The following is a 19,056-nucleotide window of genomic DNA, read 5'->3' on the forward strand; positions in this document are numbered from 1 at the left end:
ACCCAAAAATTAGGGTTTAAACGAATGTAGTCTGTTTTGTGCTTTTAACACACCGTCTTTAGCAAGTATTTCCATACAACGAACTGCTTCATCAACTGCGGCATCCATTTTTTCTTGATCGTCCTTGGCTGCTTTACCAAGCACCCAACCGGTGACCATTTCGCGATGTCCTGGATGACCTACACCTATGCGTAAGCGCATAAAGTCTTTTTGATTTGCCATTTTTGCAATAATGTCTTTTAAGCCATTATGACCGCCATGTCCGCCGCCTTTTTTTAATTTAGCAACGCCCGGGTCTAAATCCAATTCATCATGGGCAACAAGTATGTCTTCCACGGGGATTTTAAAAAAATTGGCTAAACTACTCACCGCTTTGCCACTTAAGTTCATGTAAGTGGTGGGGATCAGTAATTTGAATTCTTTGCCTTGAATAATCACTTTACCAGTAAGGCCGTGATATTTAGGGTCGTGTTTTAGCGTGCAGTTGTAGCGTGCAGCGAGTTCTTGAATGAACCAAGCACCTGCGTTGTGGCGTGTATTTGCGTATTCGGGGCCTGGATTAGCCAGGCCCACAAGCATTTGAATAGAATTCAAGGTGCGAGACCTTAAATATTATTCTGCAGCGTCTGAAGCGTCGTCTTCAGTTGGAGCTGCTTTGTTAGCTTTGATAGTAACGATAGACTGATCGTGGCCTTCGCCTTTACCAAGCTCAACAGATTGAACACCTTTAGGGAACGCAAGATCTGTAAGGTGGATTGAATCACCAGCAACAAGATCAGATACGTCTACTTCGATGAATTCTGGAAGTGACTTAGGAAGACAAGAAATCTCAACTTCAGTTAACTGGTGAACAACAGTTGCACCTAACTTAGTTACTTTCTCTTCACCGATGAAGTGTAAAGGAACCTTAGTTACTAGTTTATGAGTTGCGTCTACACGTTGGAAATCAAGGTGAGTAAGCTTAGGCTTGAAAGGGTGACGTTGGATATCTTTTAAGATTGCTTCAACTTTCTCGCCACCTACATTTAATGTAAGGATGTGAGTGTAAAAGCCTTCGTCTTCTTGTGCTTTGATCATATCTTTATGAGCAAAAGTAAGCGATACCGCTTCTTTATCAGCTCCATAAAGGATTGCCGGCACTTTGTCTTCGCGACGTAGGCGGCGGCTCGCACCAGTACCAGTTTCTACGCGAAGTTCAGCGTCATAAGTATAAGTTGTGTTAGACATGATGTCTCCAATAATTAAAAGTGTTAGGGCCTTTGCGACCAAGGTCCCTAGCCAAAAGGCGCGCTATCATACCACTGCGGGTTTATAAAATAAACACCGCTTACAAAAAAAGCGCCAAAAGGCGCTTTTATACTCATTAATGTTTAACTTTAGTGTTCAAACATTGCCGAGATAGATTCTTCGTTGCTAATGCGACGAATAGTCTCTGCTAACATATCTGCAAGTGTTAATACTTTTACAATATCAAGCGCTTTTAGTTCGTCAGACAGTGGAATTGAGTCAGTTACAATCACTTCATCAATCACAGAGTTACGTAAGTTTTCTGCAGCTGTACCAGAAAGAATAGGGTGAGTAGCGTAAGCAAATACGCGTTTAGCACCATGCTCTTTAAGAGCTTCAGCTGCTTTACACAATGTACCACCGGTATCAATCATGTCATCAACAATAATACAATCACGACCTTCAACGTCACCAATAATATGCATTACTTGAGAAACGTTAGCTTGAGGGCGACGTTTATCAATAATAGCTAGGTCGGTATCGTTTAGTAGTTTTGCAATTGCACGGGCACGTACAACACCACCAATATCAGGTGATACAACAACCACGTCATCAAAGTCGCGGTTTTTCATATCTTCTAATAATACCGGGCTGCCAAATACGTTATCTACTGGTACATCGAAGAAGCCTTGGATTTGCTCAGCATGTAAATCAACCGTAAGAACGCGGTCAACACCTACACTTGATAAGAAATCTGCAACCACTTTAGCTGTAATTGGCACACGCGCAGAACGTACACGACGATCTTGACGAGCATAACCAAAATAAGGAATAACAGCAGTGATACGACCGGCAGATGCACGGCGTAGCGCATCAACCATAACGATAAGTTCCATTAGGTTATCGTTAGTAGGGGCACAGGTTGATTGTAAGATAAAAACATCCGAGCCACGAACATTTTCATTAATTTGAACACTGATCTCACCGTCACTAAAACGGCCAACAACAGCATCGCCTAATTCAATATATAAACGTTTTGCAACTTTTTGAGCTAGGTCAGGTGTTGCGTTACCAGCGAAGAGCTTCATGTCAGGCACGGTAGGGTTCCTCAGGCACTGAATTTTTGGACTAACTTACATTGAATGAACAAAGTAGGTTAACTTATGATTACTTGTACGTTACTTCATTTATCAATGATGGCGGCTAACTCCGTGTGAGCAGGAGAAGTATTAACGCTTGATGCGATAAATCCCTGCCAAGTATGGGGGAGATTAGCAAGTACATCTTGTGCTTGAACTTGACTAGCAAATTCAACAAAACAACATGAACCTGTTCCGGTCATCTTTGATGGGGCGTATTTTAGCAACCACTGCAGGGTTTTTTCAACCTCGGGACACAGCTTTTTCACTAAAGGCTCACAATCGTTAGTTAAAACCTGCTGTTGCCAGTCATCTAAAAGTTTGGGCGTGTCACGTTTTAAATCGGGGTGAGTAAATATTTGTGCAGTACTGACATGCTGGTTTGGAAAAACTACGCAGTACCATTTTTGTGGCAATTTAACATACTCTAATTGCTCGCCAACGCCATGTGCTATGGCACTTTTACCTTTAATGAATACAGGCACATCAGCACCGAGTTTCAAGCCTAAATCTGCAAGTTCATCTAGTGTAAGAGCGGTATTCCATAGTGTATTTAGCGCTAAAAGTGTTGTTGCGGCATCGGATGAACCACCACCAACACCTCCGCCCATAGGCAAACGTTTAGTTAAATTTATTTTTGCACCTAAATTCACTTTACACTGAGTTTGCAATAATAAAGCTGCTTTATAAATTAAGTTGTCAGTTAGTGCAATGCCATGAGTGTCACCGCTAATACTAATATTTTTATCATTAGTAAGCGTAAAATGGAGCTCGTCGCCATAGTTCAAAAATGTAAACAGGGTTTCTAATTCATGATAGCCATCATCACGGCGACCATTAATATGTAAAAATAAATTTAGCTTCGCCGGCGCAATCAGCGAAAGTTCAAAGGGAGTATTCATAATTAGTTAAACTGCCAATCGTAGAGTTTGATTTTAATTTTAATCTTTTCATGTGTTAAGGTTAGCGCGTTAGGTAACCAAAAACCGTGTTTTTGTATGTAACTGGTGTAGTTTATTTGCCATTTTTTGCCAGCGCCATCAAACCATAACACGCTTTTAGCACGGCCTAATTGATCGACTTCTAAGGTTTGATCGTCAATAGTGGCTTTTAACCATGGGCCGGCGTTATTTACCGGTAAAGTAAACCCCGTTAAGCGTTGTAAAAGTCTACTCGCATTAGTATCAAAATACGGTTGGTCATCAAATATTAATTCAGCCCCCACTGCGGTTTGTTTGAGCGATAAAATTCGGGTGCCAATAAATGTGGTTAACACTAAATGATTACTATTTTGTGTTTGTTGCCAATTTAAGTTAGCAGATTGGCGCTCATCAGGGCTAATAAACGCTAATTTACCTTCCACCTGCCAAGTTTTTTGTGTACTAAGACGTAACTTCCAGTCTTCGTAAGCTTCTGTATTGTAGTTGTTTTTATTGGCGCAGCCCGTTAAAAAAATAAATAACAGGGTTAAAATAAAATATTGTCGAGTCAAATGTTGTTCCTTACTTTCCATATTCCTGAGATTTTTGATAAAATTGCCGCCTATGTAGTAGGGCTCAGCAATATTTGGCAGATATGACCATAATAGCACTTGGTATTAATCACAAAACCGCATCCGTAGAATTACGAGAAAAAGTGGCCTTTTCGCCTGAGCAAATTTCAGAGGCGCTACAACAATTAAGTGGCCATGCCGACTTTAATGAAGCGGTTATTGTCTCTACCTGTAATCGCACTGAAGTGTATTGTAGCCTTGCGCAGCAAAATTCCCAAACATTGTTGCAATGGTTGGCCAGTTTCCATGGTTTAGATGAACATGAACTGAGTAAAAATATCTACTGTCATGAAGACAGCGCTGCAATAAACCATTTGATGCGTGTAGCCTGTGGGCTTGACTCGCTGGTGTTAGGCGAACCACAAATTTTAGGGCAAATAAAACAAGCCTATAATAGTGCCAAAACTCATGATGCGGTGGGCGTTACGTTTGATCGTTTGTTTCAAAAAACGTTTTCGGTGGCAAAAGAAGTCCGTACCGAAACCAACATTGGTGCCAGTGCAGTATCGGTTGCCTTTGCGGCAGTTAATTTAGCAAAGCATATTTATGGAAAGCTGGATAAAACCAAGGTGTTACTCATTGGTGCCGGTGAAACCATAGAGCTGGTAGCAAAACATTTATACCAAAATGAACCGCAAAAAATTACTGTTGCCAACAGAACAATAGAAAGAGCGCGCAGTTTAGCCGATGAAGTATCAGCCGATGTTATTGCGTTGGCACAATTGCCTGAACGTTTGCATCAAGCTGATATTGTGATTAGCTCCACCGCCAGCACTTTACCTATTATTGGTAAAGGTGTAGTTGAGCAAGCACTTAAACAACGCCGCTATAAGCCGATGCTGTTTATTGATATAGCTGTACCACGCGATATTGAAAGCCAAGTCGGTGAACTCGACGACGCCTACTTGTACTCGGTCGATGACTTACAAGCGATTGTTAGTGAAAACATGGCTGCTCGTGAACAAGCGGCTGAGCAAGCACAAATTATTATTAGTGAGCGCACCAAAGAGTTTTTTATGTGGTTGCGCTCGCTTGATTCAGTGGATTTAATTCGCCATTACCGTAATGATGTACAAACAACAAAAGCAGAACTTGTAGATAGGGCGCTTAGTCAGCTAAATACAGGTAAAGATGCAGAAAAAGTAATTTTAGAGCTGGCCAATAAATTAACCAATCGCTTAATGCACGCGCCTACCCGTGCCATCCAAGATGCAGCGAAAAAAGGTGAAGTGGCTCAGTTAAACCAATTGAAAAAAATGTTAGGTATAGATCAGGAATAACAGTTAAATGAAAGAGTCCGTTTATCGTAAATTAGAAACCTTAGTTGAGCGCTACGAAGAAGTTCAAGCGCTACTAAGTGACCCATCGGTCATTAGTGATCAAAACCGCTTCCGTACTCTTTCAAAAGAATACTCTGAGCTTGAAGAAGTGGTGAAAACGTTTTTAGCATACCAGCAAGCACAAGAAGACTTGAGTAGCGCTGAAGAAATGCTAAAAGATTCAGATCCTGAAATGCGCGAAATGGCACAAGAAGAATATAAAGAAGCAAAAGCACAGATTTCGACTTTAGAAGACGACATTCAAGTGCTTATGTTGCCTAAAGATCCGAGAGACAACAACAATGTATTTTTAGAGGTTCGTGCAGGAACAGGGGGCGATGAAGCTGCTATTTTTGCTGGCGACTTATTCAGAATGTACAGCCGTTACGCAGAAACAAAAAAATGGAAAGTAGAGGTTGTTACCACCAACGAAGGTGAGCACGGTGGTTACAAAGAAGTAATTGCTAACATCAGCGGTGAAGGTGTTTATGGGCAATTAAAATTTGAATCAGGCGTGCACCGTGTACAGCGCGTCCCAGAAACTGAGTCACAAGGGCGCGTACATACCTCTGCCTGTACTGTTGCTGTAATGGCTGAAGTACCAGAAGCAGAAGCCATCGAAATCAATACGGCCGATATTAAAGTTGATACCTTTAGAGCATCGGGCGCAGGTGGTCAGCACGTCAATAAAACCGACTCTGCCATTCGTATTACCCATTTACCAACCGGTGTTGTGGTTGAGTGTCAAGATGAGCGCTCTCAACATAAAAACCGTGCAAAAGCGATGTCGGTATTGGCGGCGCGTTTGCAACAGGCTGAAGATGAAAAACGTCATGCTGCTGAGGCGTCTGAGCGTCGTAATTTAGTGGGCAGTGGCGATCGTTCTGAGCGTATTCGCACATACAACTATCCGCAGGGGCGCATTACCGATCACCGTATTAACTTAACGCTTTATCGTTTAAACGAAGTGGTAGCCGGTGATTTAGGCGCTGTGGTTGAGCCGCTAATGCAAGAGCATCAGGCCGACTTATTAGCAGCGATGGGCGACGATTAATCGTGAACCTCACTGTTGAAAACGCTATTACTACCGGTGCTAATTTATTAGCATCAAGTAGTGATAGCGCAAAGTTAGATGCTCAAGTACTACTGCTTAATATTTTACAAAAGCCACGAAGTTATTTATTCACTTGGCCAGAAAAACAATTAACGGATGAGCAATCACAAGCGTTTGAGCGTGCATGTGAGCGTCGTTTAAACGGCGAGCCTGTTTCGCACATTACAGGGTATCGTGAGTTTTGGAGTTTACAGCTTGAAGTAAATCCAACAACGCTCATTCCTCGCCCTGATACAGAAACCTTAGTTGAGCTTGCGCTTTCATGTAATGTACCAAATGACGCCAAAGTGCTCGATTTAGGCACAGGCACTGGAGCAATTGCACTTGCGCTTGGTAGTGAAATGCCTACATGGGATATTATTGCCGTTGATCGTATTGATGATGCGGTAGCACTGGCCAAACGTAATCAAAAACGATTAGCGATAAATAATGTGTGTGTTAAACAAAGCAATTGGTTTAGCGCGTTAAATAATAAAAAATTTGATCTAATTGTAACCAACCCTCCCTATATAGAATATAACGATAAACACTTGCATCAAGGTGATGTGCGCTTTGAGCCTTTGTCTGCATTGGTTGCAGATGATGCTGGATTAGCTGATATTAAACAAATAATTACACAATCACGTGACTATTTACATTCTAATGGCTATCTTTTAATTGAACACGGATTTGAGCAAAGTGCAGCTGTTCGCCATATATTCAACCAAATGGCGTTTATAAATGTAAGCACAGTGAAAGATCTTGGTAATAACGACCGCGTAACTTTCGGACAATGGCCTTAACTTATTAAAAATAGCCCCGTTGTTTGTTTGCATATGTTTTAAGGAACTCTTTGTGATGGAAGATTTTTTATTTTCAAATGAACAACCACCTGAAGTAGTAAGTGAAGAGCAAGGAACATGGAAAGTTCTAATTGTTGATGATGAACCCGAGGTTCATGCTGTTACGCGTTTAGCGTTGAGTGATTTTAAGTTTCAAGATAGACGCTTGGAGTTTATTAGTGCTTATTCCGGCGCAGAAGCGAAAAAGTTGATTGATGATCATCCTGATGCGGCCATCATCCTACTCGATGTTGTTATGGAAACAGACGATGCGGGTTTGCAAGTAGCAAAATACATTCGTGATACCGTTAAAAATAATTATATTCGCATTATTCTACGAACCGGGCAGCCAGGCCAAGCACCCGAGCGCCAAGTAATCGTAAATTACGATATTAATGACTATAAATCTAAAACTGAACTCACCGCACAAAAATTATTCACCGTTATGATGGCAAGTCTTCGCTCGTATCGCGATATTATTTCGATTGAGCAATCGCGTGAGGGACTAGAAAAAATAATCACTGCTTCGCGCAATATTTTTGCAACCCATTCAATGGATAACTTTATTGAAGGCGTGATGCAGCAGCTTACTTCTTTACTAAACGTTGCTGATGAAGCCATGTATGCCACCACCTTAGTTGCACAAAATCCGTCAGAGGAGATGAATAAAAAACTGATTGTTTGCTCTGGTACCGGTGATTTTGCGAAGCGCGAGGGAGAAGAGCTAGAAACCGTACTACCAGAAGACCAACTGTTAGCGTGCCAAGAGGCCCTTGCTAATAAAGCAATTGTGTATAGAGATGATTATTTGTTTGCTTATTGCAGCAGTAAATTTAACCATAATTCAATGTTATTTGTATCGGGTGTGCCGTCAAAGTTGACGGATACACAGCGAAACCTAATTGAAATCTTTTCTCAAAATGTGCAGTTGGCATTTGAAAATGTGCAGTTACACACTGAAGTTGAAGCCACACAACAAGAGCTTGTTTATCGTTTAAGTGAAGCCGTTGAACAGCGCTCGTGCGAAACGGGTAATCATGTAAAACGGGTTGCTTATATTTGTTATGAATTAGCATTAGCCTACGGCTTATCTGAAGAGCAAGCGAATTTAATTCGCTTTGCATCGCCTTTACATGATGTGGGTAAAATAGGTATTCCGGATGCAATTTTAAATAAGCCTAGCAAGTTAAACAGCGAAGAGTGGGAAGTTATGAAAACTCATGCTGGAAAAGGCTATGCTATTTTGAAAGATTCACCGCGTAAAATAGTCAGCGCAGGGGCATTAATCGCACAGCAGCACCACGAAAAGTGGGATGGTTCTGGTTACCCTAGTGGATTAAAGGGGGAGCGTATTGATATTTTTGCCAGAATAGTGGCATTGGCTGATGTGTATGATGCACTGCGCCATAAACGTTGTTATAAAGGTGCGTGGACACTTGAAGAAGCGGTTGCGGAGATAAACGCAAATAAAGGAACGCATTTTGATCCTAAACTTGTTGATGTATTTAATGATAAACTTGAAGACCTCGAAGCGGTACTTTTACGCTTTCCTGACAAAACACATAACTAAACAGAAGTAACAATACCTATGGATTATTTAGCATTAAAACACTCACACATGGCCATTGCGCTAGTGAGTATTATTTTATTTTACGTACGTTCTTTTTCTCGTATGGGCAGTGGCAGCCTTGCCAAAAATAAGTTGGTTTTTATTGGTAGCCACAGTATAGACACTTTATTGATTGTTTCAGCCATCGGTTTAATGGCAATGGCTATAATAAACCCATTAGAGCAGCTTTGGTTATTAGAAAAAATTATTCTAGTTATCGTTTATATTGTTGTGGGTATTATTAGCGCTAAACAAACGACAACCGTTCCAAAAGTTGTATTTTTAGTACTTAACACCGCTGTTATTTCAGCTATTGGTTACTTAGCAACAGCTAAAGCCCCGCTGTTGTTATAATTAACAATGCCTATTTAAGCTTTGCACACCAAAGGTGTAAAGCTTACCTCTTCAATTCATTTCTGATTATTGGTATCTAGCTTTAAAATTAGGTAAACTACGTCCTCGTTTTCTAGAATGTTGTAGTATGAATGACCACCCTCGGGTTTGATGAACACGATGAATCTTATATAGAAGATGCTTACGATGATTTTTTGCCGCCGGCTATATATCGTTGTATCAAAGCGGAAGCTAAATGGGATTCTCAAATAGACTTAACACCAAGTCTTGAAATACTTACTGCGTTTGAGCAGCAAATAGAGGCTATTTGTCAGCAGATGCCGGACGAACACGATCGCCTAGATAAACTACTTGATAGCTTTTATAGTGAGTGGCTATTTAGTGCATCAAGCTTGAAAGTTCCTGAGTATAAGTTAAATAGCATCAGCTATACCTTGTCTATGCGCAGTGGCACACCGACAACCTTAGCTATTTTGTTATGCCACTTTTTACAGCATGCTAAACTCGATGCCAGTGTAAGTATAACTCAAGGCGAAGTGGGCATTCACGTCGCAATGAGTGATGAAGAGGGTTATCTTGTTGACCCTAGCAGTGGCCAACAAAGTTGGTACATCATTCCTGAAAATATTGATGAAGAAAATCCTCAAGAACAAGAGCCTTTAGAGCTTATTTTTGAAGACGAAGTGTATAAATTATTTTTAGCGCAGCAAAAATGGTCTTTCATTAGTGAAAATAAATTTGGTCATGCGTTAACTTGCGTCGATTTATTAATGGAAATATTAGGTGATGATCCCTATGAGCGACGCGACAGAGGTTATTTACTAAATCAGCTTGGCTGCCCTAAAATGGCACGAGATGATTTACAGTTTTTTGTTGATGAATGTCCTGATGATCCTGCTATTGAAATCATTCTACATCAAATTGAAGAACTTGAAGACAATCATAAAACTCACCACTAAGAATAAAAAATAGGAAATGTTATGGCTGATCCCCAAACTGCATTAATTACCAATGATGCCGTTGTACTTGGTTTATTGGCGATTATTTTAGGGTTTATTTTCAAAACCTCAAATAGTCAACGCCCAGGTCTTGTGGCATTTTATAAATATGTACCGGCATTATTGTTGTGTTATTTTTTGCCGTCATTGTTAAATACCTTTGGTATTGTTGATGGTTCTCAATCTAACGTGTATTACGTCGCTTCGCGATATTTACTGCCTGCGTGTTTAATTTTGCTTACCATCAGTATTGATTTAAAAGCGATTATTAATTTAGGTCCTAAAGCATTAATTATGTTTTTAACCGGCACCGCAGGTATTGTGATTGGTGGCCCATTAGCTATTTTAATAATGAGTGCTGTTTATCCAGAAGCGGTAGGTGGACATGGCCCTGACGCTGTTTGGCGTGGTATGACAACCATTGCAGGTAGCTGGATTGGTGGCGGTGCAAACCAAGCATCTATGAAAGAAATGTTTGAAGTGGGTGGCGATATTTTCTCAGCCATGGTCACCGTGGATGTGATAGTGGCTAATTTATGGATGGCAGTATTATTATTAATGGCAGCTAATCATAAAGCGATTGACGCTAAAGCCGGTGCAGATACCACCGCGATTGAAGACTTAAAGCAACGTGTTGAAAAATACCATGCAGAGCATGCGCGTATGCCAACGCTAAATGATTACATGATGATTATAGCTATTGCCTTTGGTATTACCGGTTTAGCGCACTTTTGTGCAGATATTTTAGGACCCTTCTTTGCCAATAATTATGCGTGGGCAAAAGAATACAGTTTAAACAGTAAGTTCTTTTGGCTTATTGTTATATCAACGACGATAGGTATTTGCTTATCGTTTACCAAAGTACGCCATATTGAGGCGTTTGGTTCATCGAAAGTGGCGTCAGCCTTTTTGTATATTTTAGTGGCATCGATTGGCCTGCATATGAATGTAATGGCGATTTTTGATTCACCGATGTATTTTGTTATTGGTGCAATTTGGATGTTAACTCACGCAAGTTTAATGCTCATTGTGGCTAAATTAATTAAAGCGCCGTTATTTTATATGGCTGTTGGCTCACAGGCCAATGTAGGTGGCGCAGCGTCTGCCCCTGTTGTGGCCGCTGCGTTTCATCCGTCACTGGCACCGGTCGGCGTATTATTAGCTGTACTTGGCTATGGTGTAGGTACATATATGGCATATATTTGTGGATTAATGATGCAAGCAGTTGCACCATAAGGAATTAAAATGAACAACCAAGTTATTAATATCAATGAAATAGAACTGGCAAATAATAAACCTTTTGTTTTATTTGGTGGCATGAATGTGCTTGAATCACGAGACTTAGCGATGCGTATTGCCGAGCATTATGTTGAAGTGACCACTAAATTAAATATTCCTTATGTATTCAAAGCATCATTTGATAAAGCCAATCGCTCGTCCATCAATTCTTATCGTGGTCCAGGCATGGAAGAAGGCTTAAAGATATTTGAAGAGATTAAAAATACCTTTAATATTGCGCTTATCACCGATGTGCATGAACCTCATCAGGCAGCACCGGTTGCAGAGGTTGTTGATGTTATTCAGCTACCGGCGTTTTTGGCTCGTCAAACAGACTTGGTGGTTGCAATGGCTAAAACAGGCGCGATTATTAATGTGAAAAAGCCACAGTTTTTAGCCCCACATGAAATGCGTCATATCATTACTAAATTTAATGAAGCCGGAAATAATAATGTAGCCTTGTGTGAACGTGGTTCAAGCTTTGGTTACAACAACCTAGTGGTTGATATGCTGGGCATGGATGATATGAAAACCATGGCTCCCGTTATCTTTGATGCCACTCATGCGCTGCAGCGTCCTGGCGGTCGAGCTGATTCAGCCGATGGTCGTCGTGCTCAAGCAGCAGAACTTGCCCGTAGCGGTATGGCACTGGGTATTGCAGGCTTATTTATTGAAGCACACCCCAATCCAAATGAAGCAAAATGTGATGGCCCCTGTGCATTAGCATTGAGCAAGTTAGAAGGGTACTTATCGCAAATGAAAGCGGTTGATGATCTAATCAAAAGCTTTGCTCCCCTTGATACCAGTGCTAGTGATTTATAAAGAAGTGATTAACTCATTAAAAAGCGACTTAGGTCGCTTTTTTTGTGGCTTGAATATACTCTTTCCCAGCATAGGTATATAATTCACCGCATAAGAAAAACTAATTCTAAGCTTGGTTGCCATGTCAAGACGAGTTCCTCCATTAAACGCGCTGAAAGCTTTTGAAGCTGCAGCACGTCATTTAAGCTTTACTAAAGCCGCAGAAGAGTTGTATGTCACGCAAGCTGCGGTGAGTCATCAAATAAAAACGCTTGAAGAGCATTTAGGCTTAAAGCTGTTTTTACGTAAAAATCGCTCGTTATTATTAACCGAAGAAGGCCAAGGTTATTTTTTAGATATTAAAGAAATTTTTACTCAGCTAATAGATGCAACTGAAAAGCTACTAGCCCGTGGTGCCAAAGGCTCGTTAACCGTAAGTTTAACCCCCAGTTTTGCGATTCAATGGCTTATTCCTCGATTGAGCTTATTTAACGAATTACACCCAGAAATTGATGTGCGAATTAAAGCTCAAGATCAGGATGAAAACTCGTTAACAGACGATGTTGATATCTCAATTTATTATGGTCGCGGTCATTGGAGTGGGGTGCAAGCCTATAAACTGCACACTGAGTATTTAGTGCCGTTATGTAGCCCATTACTGTTAAATGGCCCCAGAGCGCTTAACCAACCCAGTGATTTAGCAAACCATACCTTGCTACATGACACCACCCGTAAAAACTGGAAAACCTGGATGAAAACCGCCGGCGTACGTAATGTACAAGTTAACCAAGGACCTATATTTAGTCATTCATCTATGGTGTTACAAGCTGCGGTACATGGCCAAGGTGTTGCAATTGGTAACAGCGTACTAGCAAAACCAGATATTGATGCAGGACGTTTAGTGATCCCGTTCAATCACAGTTTAGAGAGTAAGAATGCCTATTACTTAGTGATCCGTGAGTCACAAAATGAGTTAGGCAAAATTGTATCGTTTAAAGACTGGATGTTAAGTTTAGTTGAGCAGGAGCAAGAATATTAATGAGCATCGAATGGGTTAGAAGTAGTCAGCAACCGGCAATCGCACAGTTTATATTTGCTCATGGCGCAGGGGCTGGCAGTGATTCTGAGTTTATGCAAATCATGGCTAAACATCTCAGTGAGCACGGTATTGACGTTGGCTTGTTTGATTTTGAATATATGCAAATTGCTAAACAAACTAACAAACGTCGCCCACCAGATCGAGCGCCTAAACTACTTACTTATTTTGAACATATAGTGACTCAAGCTGATGCAAATTTACCGCTATTTATAGGGGGTAAATCAATGGGCGGGCGCATGGCATCGATGCTTGCCTGTTCGACCTCTCATCCTGTTTTAGGTGTGCTTGCGTTTGGTTATCCGTTTCATCCTCCGGGCAAGCCAGAAAAACTGCGTACAGATCATTTTGCAGACATACCGTGTCCTTTTTTAGTATTACAGGGGGAAAGGGATACCTTTGGCACCCGCGAAGAGCTTGCCACAATGGTCATGCCAAAGCAGCCAAAGTATATATGGTTAACGGATGGTGACCACTCACTAAAACCGCGTAAAAAAAGTGGCGTGACTGAGCAGGAAAACCTGAATGCTGCAGCAATACAGGCAGCAAGCTTTATAAAGAATACGCTTGAAAATTTAAAAGAGGATAAACATGATTAAACTATTTTTATTAGCAGGCAGCTTTTTTTGCATGCTTTCAGTGATACTGGGCGCATTTGCTGCTCATGGTCTGAAAGGTCGTTTATCAGAGTACTCCATTGGTATTTTTAAAACCGCCGCTGAGTATCAAATGGTACATGGGCTGGCGTTAATTGCAGTGGCTATTTTAATTAAGTGGGGTATGCACCTCAGCATGGCGGGTGGCTTTTTTATTGCCGGTACATTGTTATTTAGTGGCAGCTTATACTTATTGGCCTTAACAGGGTTGAAGTGGCTGGGCCCAATTACCCCCTTGGGTGGGCTGTGCTTTATTATTGGTTGGATAGTTATTTTAGTGCAAGTTGCACGATTTAAGTTTTAAAGAGTTTAAGGGTTAATATGTCTAGTGTTGTGATTTACTGTCGTAGTGGTTTTGAAAACGATGCCGCTGCTGAAATAACGTTTCACGCTGCCGAACAAGGATTTGCTGGGTATGTAAAAGCAAAACCAAATACCGGTTATGTTATTTATGAATGTTTTGAAGCGCAGCACAGCGACGAAATAATCAAAAAAGTTGATTTTAAAAATATGGTATTTGCACGCCAATGGTTTGCCGGTAACCTAATTGAAAATATGCCCGTAGAAGATAGAGTAGGCGCTATTGTAGATGCTGCAAAAGATTTTACTTTGTGTTCTGAGCTGCGTGTCGAAACCCCCGATACCAACGAGGGCAAAGAGTTACTGACTTTTTGTAAAAAGATATCAACTCCGCTTAAAAAAGCCCTTGAGAAACAAAACACCGTATTGCGTGAACCAAAAGCAAATCGCCCAGTAATGCATGTGCTGTTTTTAGCTAATAATACTGCGTATGTGGGTTACTCATATAGTTATAACAATTCTCCTTTTTTTATGGGGATCTTACGTTTACGTATGCCAAGCGATGGCCCAAGTCGTTCAACGCTTAAGTTAGATGAAGCGTTTAACGTGTTTATTCCTGAGCAAGAGCGTGAGTCGCGGGTACAAGCTGGGATGCGCAGCGTTGATTTAGGTGCATGCCCAGGTGGCTGGACTTATCAGTTAGTTCGCCGTGGTATGTTTGTTAGCGCGATAGATAACGGCCCAATGAATGAAAGTTTAATGGAAACGGGTCAAGTAAAGCATTTTAGAGAAGATGGTTTTAAATACCGTCCAGAAAAAAGAAACATCACTTGGTTGGTTTGCGATATGGTAGAAAAGCCGACTAAAGTGACTAACTTGATGATTGACTGGGCTGTAAACGCCTATGCAAAAGAGCTTATTTTTAATCTAAAATTACCGATGAAAAAACGCTTTGATAGTGTGTATGAATGTTTAAAAATGATCAGAGAAGAAATGGCGAAGTACGGCATAAGCTATGAACTTCAAGCAAAGCATTTATACCATGATCGTGAAGAAATAACGGTGCACTTAAATGTAACTAAAGTGCCACAGAGCTTATATAGTTAATATATTAGCGAGCATAAAAAATGGGCCAGGTGGCCCATTTTTTATTTTAACTACGGTATTGTGGTCGGTAATTTTCAACCCATAATCGTGTGGCACCACATACCGCCACAGGCATAACAATTAAATTTACAAATGGGATAGCGGTTAGCAGCATCACGGCAAAGCCAAACCCATAAGATAACCCTTGTTTGCTTTTTAAGTCATTTTTCATTTGTGTAAAGCTAATTTTGTGATTATCAAAAGCATAATCTTTATATTGCACCGCATACATCCAGCAGGTAAAAAGCACCCATAGCACTTGGCCTATCACAGGTAGTACCCACAATAAAATAAAAAAGCCGATAGCGCGTGGGAGGTAGTAGCAAAGCTTAGTCCATTCCCGGCCCAGCATTCGCGGAACATCTTTAACTAAATCAGCTAATCCGTCGTCGTTAATTTTTTGACCAGTTAAATAAAGCTCTACCTTTTCACTTAGTAAGCCATTGAAAGGTGCGGCGATAAAGTTAGTAATAACGGTAAATAACATACTGTAAGTGAACAGCACCACCAGCACAGCAATTGGCCACATTAACCATTCGAGCCAACTTAGCCATTCTGGGAGCATGGCGGTTACGGCATTAAAGCCATCACTAAGCCAGCCAAATAAAAAGAATAAGGAGCTACCAAATAATAAAATATTAATAAGTAGGGGTATAAGTACAAAGCGTTTTAGCCCTTTTTGACTAATTAACTTAAACCCTGAAAAAAAATATTCCATACCTTGTGTTATTTGCACACTAACCTCATCGATTATTTATGTTTTAGCTATTATAAATAGCTTGATGATTTTAAACAGTACTTTTAAGTAACAAAGTATTTAATAAAGGGTATTTACAGATGGTATGTAAATAAATGATTTGTTGATAAGTACATTTCAAATCGCCACCTTGTATTGAATGACAAACGCGCGTGAAATAGACGAAAATAGCATAGATGCTGATTTCAATATTATGTATAGTCAAAAGACTATTATAAACAGGCCCTAAAATTGAGCGACGCATTTAGCGTTAGTGATTGTTGAGGAATATAATTTGATTGAAATAATGAGAGTCAGAAAGCTGCTTTCTCAGCAACAAAGTATATTATCGAAAATAGCACTCGGTGCGCCACTTGATGAGGTATTGGAAAATATTTGTTTATCTATTGAGGAGCTTATTGAAGACTCCTCTGCAAAGTGCTCTATATTAACGCTCAAAGGAGAACAGCTATTTCATAGTGCGGCGCCTAATATTGCACAGGGTTACTGCCAAGCAATTAATGGCGTGAAAATAGGGCCAACTGTCGGTTCATGCGGTACTGCAGCCTATGAAAAAAAACGTATTATTGCCGCAGATATTACAACATCGCCATTATGGGATGATTATAGAGCAATGGCGTTAAGTTATGGTTTAAGGTCATGTTGGTCTACCCCTATTATTTCAACAAAATCAGACATATTAGGCACTTTTGCAATTTATCATGACAGTGCCAAGTCACCGACACCACAAGATTTAGAGTTAATAGACTTTTTTGTTGATTTCACCAGTATTGCTTTAGAAAAGCACACAGAGTCACTAAGATTAAACGCGTTGCTTTTTGAATTACAGCAAAGTAATGAAAAGTTTAAAGCCTTCGCAAAAGTACTTCCCGATCTAACTCTTATTTTGAGTGAAGAAGGGGAGTATACCAACGTTTACGGCACTACTAATGAAAGTTTATATTTAAGCCAAGAGCATGTGATTAATCGTAATGTCAGAGATATTATGCCTCCTGAAGATGCAAATCCTATTATGGAGGTAATTGCCAAAACGCTGCAAACTAATGAAGTTCAAGTGTTTGAATATCAGCTCAATATAAAAGGTAAGCAGCTTACATTTGAAGGGCGAACAGCTCCCCTTGAAAGTTACCAGCCTAATAACCCGTCACTGAGACATGTGGTGTGGATGGCCAGAGATATCTCTAATCGCAAAGCTGCCGAAGAAGAAGTACAACGGTTAGCATTTTTTGATCCGCTTACAAACCTTCCTAATCGCAGAATGCTCAATGATAGGCTCAGTATGTATGTGGAGCAAATTAAGCAGTCTGATCACACGGGCGCACTCTTATTTTTAGATTTAGATAATTTTAAACGCATAAATGACTCACTAGGTCATAATGCAGGCGATGAAATACTGGTTGAGTTATCACAACGATTAACAGCTATTTTGAACCCGGCAGATACCCTCGCACGAGTCGGTGGTGATGAATTTATTATTCTTATCGAGCATGTCGGTGATAGCCACATGCAAGCTAATAGTGAATCTGAGTTGATTGCTAAAAAAGTACAAAGTGTCTTTTATGAAAAATTTGAAGTGGGCGATTTAGCGTTTCAGGTCAGTTGTAGTATTGGTATTTGTTTGATTAACACGAGCAATGCCATAACCGCTAATATTTTAAAATTTGCAGATACCGCTATGTATCTCTCTAAAATGAAGGGTGGTAATAGTAGTAGCTTTTACGACCCCGCACTGCAAACCTTACTGGAAAATCAAACTGAGCTTGAAACTGACATTGTTAGGGCTATCGCGTGCGATGAGTTTTGTGCTTATTTTCAGCCACAATTAGCAATTGATGGAACCCTTGCGGGTGCTGAGGCATTAATAAGATGGAATCATCCAACTAAAGGGCTTATCCCCCCTAATGCATTTATTCCAATTGCCGAGCAATTTGGCTTAATTCAAAAGTTACAAAATATTGTATTAAGAGATATTTGTATTTTACTTGAAACACTTCGAGATAATAACTTACTCGATGACAGTTTTAGCGTATCAATTAACATTAGCCAGTGTCAGTTTAATTCTTCCACTTTAAAAGGTGAGCTATTTAAAGCAATTGAAGCGTTTGACGTCTCGCCAACTCGAATTAAATTAGAGATCACTGAATCAATGTTAGCGGGTGACTTGATGGGGACCGTAAAGCAAATGGAAGAATTAAAATCGCATGGATTTGTGTTTTCAATTGATGACTTTGGTACGGGCTACTCGTGTTTAAAACATTTAAGCGTGTTTCCTATTGATGAGTTAAAAATTGATAAAAGCTTTATTGATAAAGTGCTCAATAGCGCATCGGGTCAAAGTATTGTGCAATCTATTATTGGCTTAGGTCATAGCTTAAATATTAACATTGTGGCCGAAGGGGTCGAAAGTGCTGAGCAACTAAGAATATTAAAGTCGATGGGCGTGAATGCAGTGCAAGGTTATTTATTTGCCAAACCATTAACGCACAGCAACTATTTAACATGGCATAAACAGCATTAATAACCCTGTATTTATCACTAACTGAGGCGACAGGTTTAGTTGCCCTAATCGATAAGCCGCGTTGTTTGCGTACCCACTGCGCAGCAACGTTTAATAACGTACCGCGCTTTTGCTAAAGCAAAAATGTATATTTTTTGTTTGTTTGATACCGTGATGTAATTTATCTTTTATTATTGTGTAACTACTACACAAATCATTCCTGAGGCATTGGTTTAGCGTTTTTAACGCGTTAAACTAGTCAGGAATTGGCAATAAGTCTACTTGTTGTGACATTACCTAAACGTGAACATAACAAGTACTTAAAACTCGCTTTTGAGTTGCTTTGTCGTTTGTTGAAACTAGGGTTTAGTGTGATGTCATGGTATGTCGCT

19 protein-coding genes are annotated in these 19,056 nt (G+C 40.2%); 13 read left to right on the top strand and 6 right to left on the bottom strand.

Annotated elements, in window-relative coordinates:
- Nucleotides 1-9: 9 nt before the first annotated feature.
- The 5 genes from pth to lolB form a co-directional block, all read right to left on the bottom strand.
- A complete protein-coding gene (pth, locus tag BG00_RS09320; protein WP_008467968.1) occupies nucleotides 10-594 on the bottom strand; it encodes an aminoacyl-tRNA hydrolase in 585 nt (194 codons plus the stop codon).
- 18 nt (nucleotides 595-612) lie between these two features.
- Complete coding sequence (locus BG00_RS09325) at nucleotides 613-1,227, bottom strand: 50S ribosomal protein L25/general stress protein Ctc (RefSeq protein ID WP_013465331.1); 615 nt, start codon at nucleotides 1,225-1,227, stop codon at nucleotides 613-615.
- A gap of 149 nt (nucleotides 1,228-1,376) precedes the next feature.
- Nucleotides 1,377-2,324 (bottom strand): ribose-phosphate pyrophosphokinase, encoded by a 948-nt coding sequence (locus BG00_RS09330; protein ID WP_008115168.1) that lies wholly within the window; start codon nucleotides 2,322-2,324, stop codon nucleotides 1,377-1,379.
- A gap of 86 nt (nucleotides 2,325-2,410) precedes the next feature.
- Complete coding sequence (ispE, locus tag BG00_RS09335; protein ID WP_036982064.1) at nucleotides 2,411-3,268, bottom strand: 4-(cytidine 5'-diphospho)-2-C-methyl-D-erythritol kinase; 858 nt, start codon at nucleotides 3,266-3,268, stop codon at nucleotides 2,411-2,413.
- Nucleotides 3,269-3,270: 2 nt separating this feature from the next.
- Complete coding sequence (lolB, locus tag BG00_RS09340) at nucleotides 3,271-3,858, bottom strand: lipoprotein insertase outer membrane protein LolB (RefSeq protein ID WP_036983429.1); 588 nt, start codon at nucleotides 3,856-3,858, stop codon at nucleotides 3,271-3,273.
- 83 nt (nucleotides 3,859-3,941) lie between these two features.
- On the opposite strand from lolB, the gene hemA reads away from it, so the two are divergent.
- The 12 genes from hemA (at nucleotide 3,942) to rlmM (ending at nucleotide 15,371) form a co-directional block, all read left to right on the top strand.
- Complete coding sequence (gene hemA / locus BG00_RS09345; RefSeq protein WP_024602657.1) at nucleotides 3,942-5,198, top strand: glutamyl-tRNA reductase; 1,257 nt, start codon at nucleotides 3,942-3,944, stop codon at nucleotides 5,196-5,198.
- A gap of 7 nt (nucleotides 5,199-5,205) precedes the next feature.
- Nucleotides 5,206-6,291, top strand: coding sequence for a peptide chain release factor 1 (gene prfA / locus BG00_RS09350; RefSeq protein ID WP_010388346.1), 1,086 nt, complete (start codon nucleotides 5,206-5,208; stop codon nucleotides 6,289-6,291).
- Between the two features lie 2 nt (nucleotides 6,292-6,293).
- The gene (gene prmC, locus BG00_RS09355; protein WP_036982072.1) at nucleotides 6,294-7,133 is read left to right on the top strand and encodes a peptide chain release factor N(5)-glutamine methyltransferase; all 840 of its coding nucleotides are present in this window, start codon (nucleotides 6,294-6,296) and stop codon (nucleotides 7,131-7,133) included.
- A gap of 55 nt (nucleotides 7,134-7,188) precedes the next feature.
- Nucleotides 7,189-8,742: a DUF3369 domain-containing protein gene (locus BG00_RS09360; RefSeq protein ID WP_036982073.1), complete on the top strand. Its 1,554-nt coding sequence runs from the start codon at nucleotides 7,189-7,191 to the stop codon at nucleotides 8,740-8,742.
- A gap of 18 nt (nucleotides 8,743-8,760) precedes the next feature.
- Nucleotides 8,761-9,135, top strand: a complete 375-nt coding sequence (locus BG00_RS09365; protein WP_036982075.1) for a SirB2 family protein — start codon at nucleotides 8,761-8,763, stop codon at nucleotides 9,133-9,135.
- A gap of 131 nt (nucleotides 9,136-9,266) precedes the next feature.
- The gene (locus BG00_RS09370) at nucleotides 9,267-10,094 is read left to right on the top strand and encodes a tetratricopeptide repeat protein (protein WP_036982077.1); all 828 of its coding nucleotides are present in this window, start codon (nucleotides 9,267-9,269) and stop codon (nucleotides 10,092-10,094) included.
- Nucleotides 10,095-10,115: 21 nt separating this feature from the next.
- Complete coding sequence (locus BG00_RS09375) at nucleotides 10,116-11,369, top strand: DUF819 family protein (RefSeq protein ID WP_036982079.1); 1,254 nt, start codon at nucleotides 10,116-10,118, stop codon at nucleotides 11,367-11,369.
- Nucleotides 11,370-11,378: 9 nt separating this feature from the next.
- Nucleotides 11,379-12,233 (top strand): 3-deoxy-8-phosphooctulonate synthase, encoded by an 855-nt coding sequence (gene kdsA, locus BG00_RS09380; RefSeq protein WP_036982082.1) that lies wholly within the window; start codon nucleotides 11,379-11,381, stop codon nucleotides 12,231-12,233.
- Nucleotides 12,234-12,354: 121 nt separating this feature from the next.
- Nucleotides 12,355-13,251 carry a transcriptional regulator GcvA gene (locus tag BG00_RS09385; protein ID WP_013465321.1) on the top strand — a complete coding sequence of 299 codons (897 nt, stop codon included), beginning with the start codon at nucleotides 12,355-12,357 and terminating at the stop codon, nucleotides 13,249-13,251.
- Nucleotides 13,251-13,907: an alpha/beta family hydrolase gene (locus tag BG00_RS09390; protein ID WP_036982085.1), complete on the top strand. Its 657-nt coding sequence runs from the start codon at nucleotides 13,251-13,253 to the stop codon at nucleotides 13,905-13,907. The genes BG00_RS09385 and BG00_RS09390 overlap by 1 nt, the downstream gene beginning before the upstream one ends.
- Nucleotides 13,900-14,268 (top strand): DUF423 domain-containing protein, encoded by a 369-nt coding sequence (locus BG00_RS09395; RefSeq protein WP_036982087.1) that lies wholly within the window; start codon nucleotides 13,900-13,902, stop codon nucleotides 14,266-14,268. The genes BG00_RS09390 and BG00_RS09395 overlap by 8 nt, the downstream gene beginning before the upstream one ends.
- A 17-nt stretch (nucleotides 14,269-14,285) precedes the next feature.
- Entirely contained in the window at nucleotides 14,286-15,371 is a 1,086-nt protein-coding gene (gene rlmM / locus BG00_RS09400; RefSeq protein WP_036982089.1) for a 23S rRNA (cytidine(2498)-2'-O)-methyltransferase RlmM, read from the top strand.
- A 46-nt stretch (nucleotides 15,372-15,417) separates the two neighbouring features.
- On the opposite strand, the gene cysZ is transcribed toward rlmM, so the two are convergent.
- Entirely contained in the window at nucleotides 15,418-16,128 is a 711-nt protein-coding gene (gene cysZ / locus BG00_RS09405; RefSeq protein WP_215908089.1) for a sulfate transporter CysZ, read from the bottom strand.
- Between the two features lie 313 nt (nucleotides 16,129-16,441).
- Between cysZ and BG00_RS09410 the strand changes: the two genes are divergently transcribed.
- Entirely contained in the window at nucleotides 16,442-18,685 is a 2,244-nt protein-coding gene (locus BG00_RS09410; RefSeq protein ID WP_036982092.1) for a putative bifunctional diguanylate cyclase/phosphodiesterase, read from the top strand.
- Nucleotides 18,686-19,056: the final 371 nt, after the last annotated feature.

This window comes from Pseudoalteromonas sp. SCSIO_11900 (genome assembly GCF_000576475.1).
GTDB lineage: Bacteria > Pseudomonadota > Gammaproteobacteria > Enterobacterales > Alteromonadaceae > Pseudoalteromonas > Pseudoalteromonas tetraodonis.

Excerpts from the sequence above, each read along its gene's own strand:
- BG00_RS09325 (WP_013465331.1), bottom strand. The coding sequence starts at position 1,227 with ATGTCTAACACAACTTATACTTATGACGCTGAACTTCGCGTAGAAACT.
- ispE (WP_036982064.1), bottom strand. The coding sequence starts at position 3,268 with ATGAATACTCCCTTTGAACTTTCGCTGATTGCGCCGGCGAAGCTAAAT.
- hemA (WP_024602657.1), top strand. The coding sequence starts at position 3,942 with ATGACCATAATAGCACTTGGTATTAATCACAAAACCGCATCCGTAGAA.
- prfA (WP_010388346.1), top strand. The coding sequence starts at position 5,206 with ATGAAAGAGTCCGTTTATCGTAAATTAGAAACCTTAGTTGAGCGCTAC.
- BG00_RS09360 (WP_036982073.1), top strand. The coding sequence starts at position 7,189 with ATGGAAGATTTTTTATTTTCAAATGAACAACCACCTGAAGTAGTAAGT.
- BG00_RS09365 (WP_036982075.1), top strand. The coding sequence starts at position 8,761 with ATGGATTATTTAGCATTAAAACACTCACACATGGCCATTGCGCTAGTG.
- BG00_RS09370 (WP_036982077.1), top strand. The coding sequence starts at position 9,267 with ATGACCACCCTCGGGTTTGATGAACACGATGAATCTTATATAGAAGAT.
- BG00_RS09375 (WP_036982079.1), top strand. The coding sequence starts at position 10,116 with ATGGCTGATCCCCAAACTGCATTAATTACCAATGATGCCGTTGTACTT.
- kdsA (WP_036982082.1), top strand. The coding sequence starts at position 11,379 with ATGAACAACCAAGTTATTAATATCAATGAAATAGAACTGGCAAATAAT.
- BG00_RS09385 (WP_013465321.1), top strand. The coding sequence starts at position 12,355 with ATGTCAAGACGAGTTCCTCCATTAAACGCGCTGAAAGCTTTTGAAGCT.
- BG00_RS09390 (WP_036982085.1), top strand. The coding sequence starts at position 13,251 with ATGAGCATCGAATGGGTTAGAAGTAGTCAGCAACCGGCAATCGCACAG.
- BG00_RS09395 (WP_036982087.1), top strand. The coding sequence starts at position 13,900 with ATGATTAAACTATTTTTATTAGCAGGCAGCTTTTTTTGCATGCTTTCA.
- rlmM (WP_036982089.1), top strand. The coding sequence starts at position 14,286 with ATGTCTAGTGTTGTGATTTACTGTCGTAGTGGTTTTGAAAACGATGCC.
- cysZ (WP_215908089.1), bottom strand. The coding sequence starts at position 16,128 with ATGGAATATTTTTTTTCAGGGTTTAAGTTAATTAGTCAAAAAGGGCTA.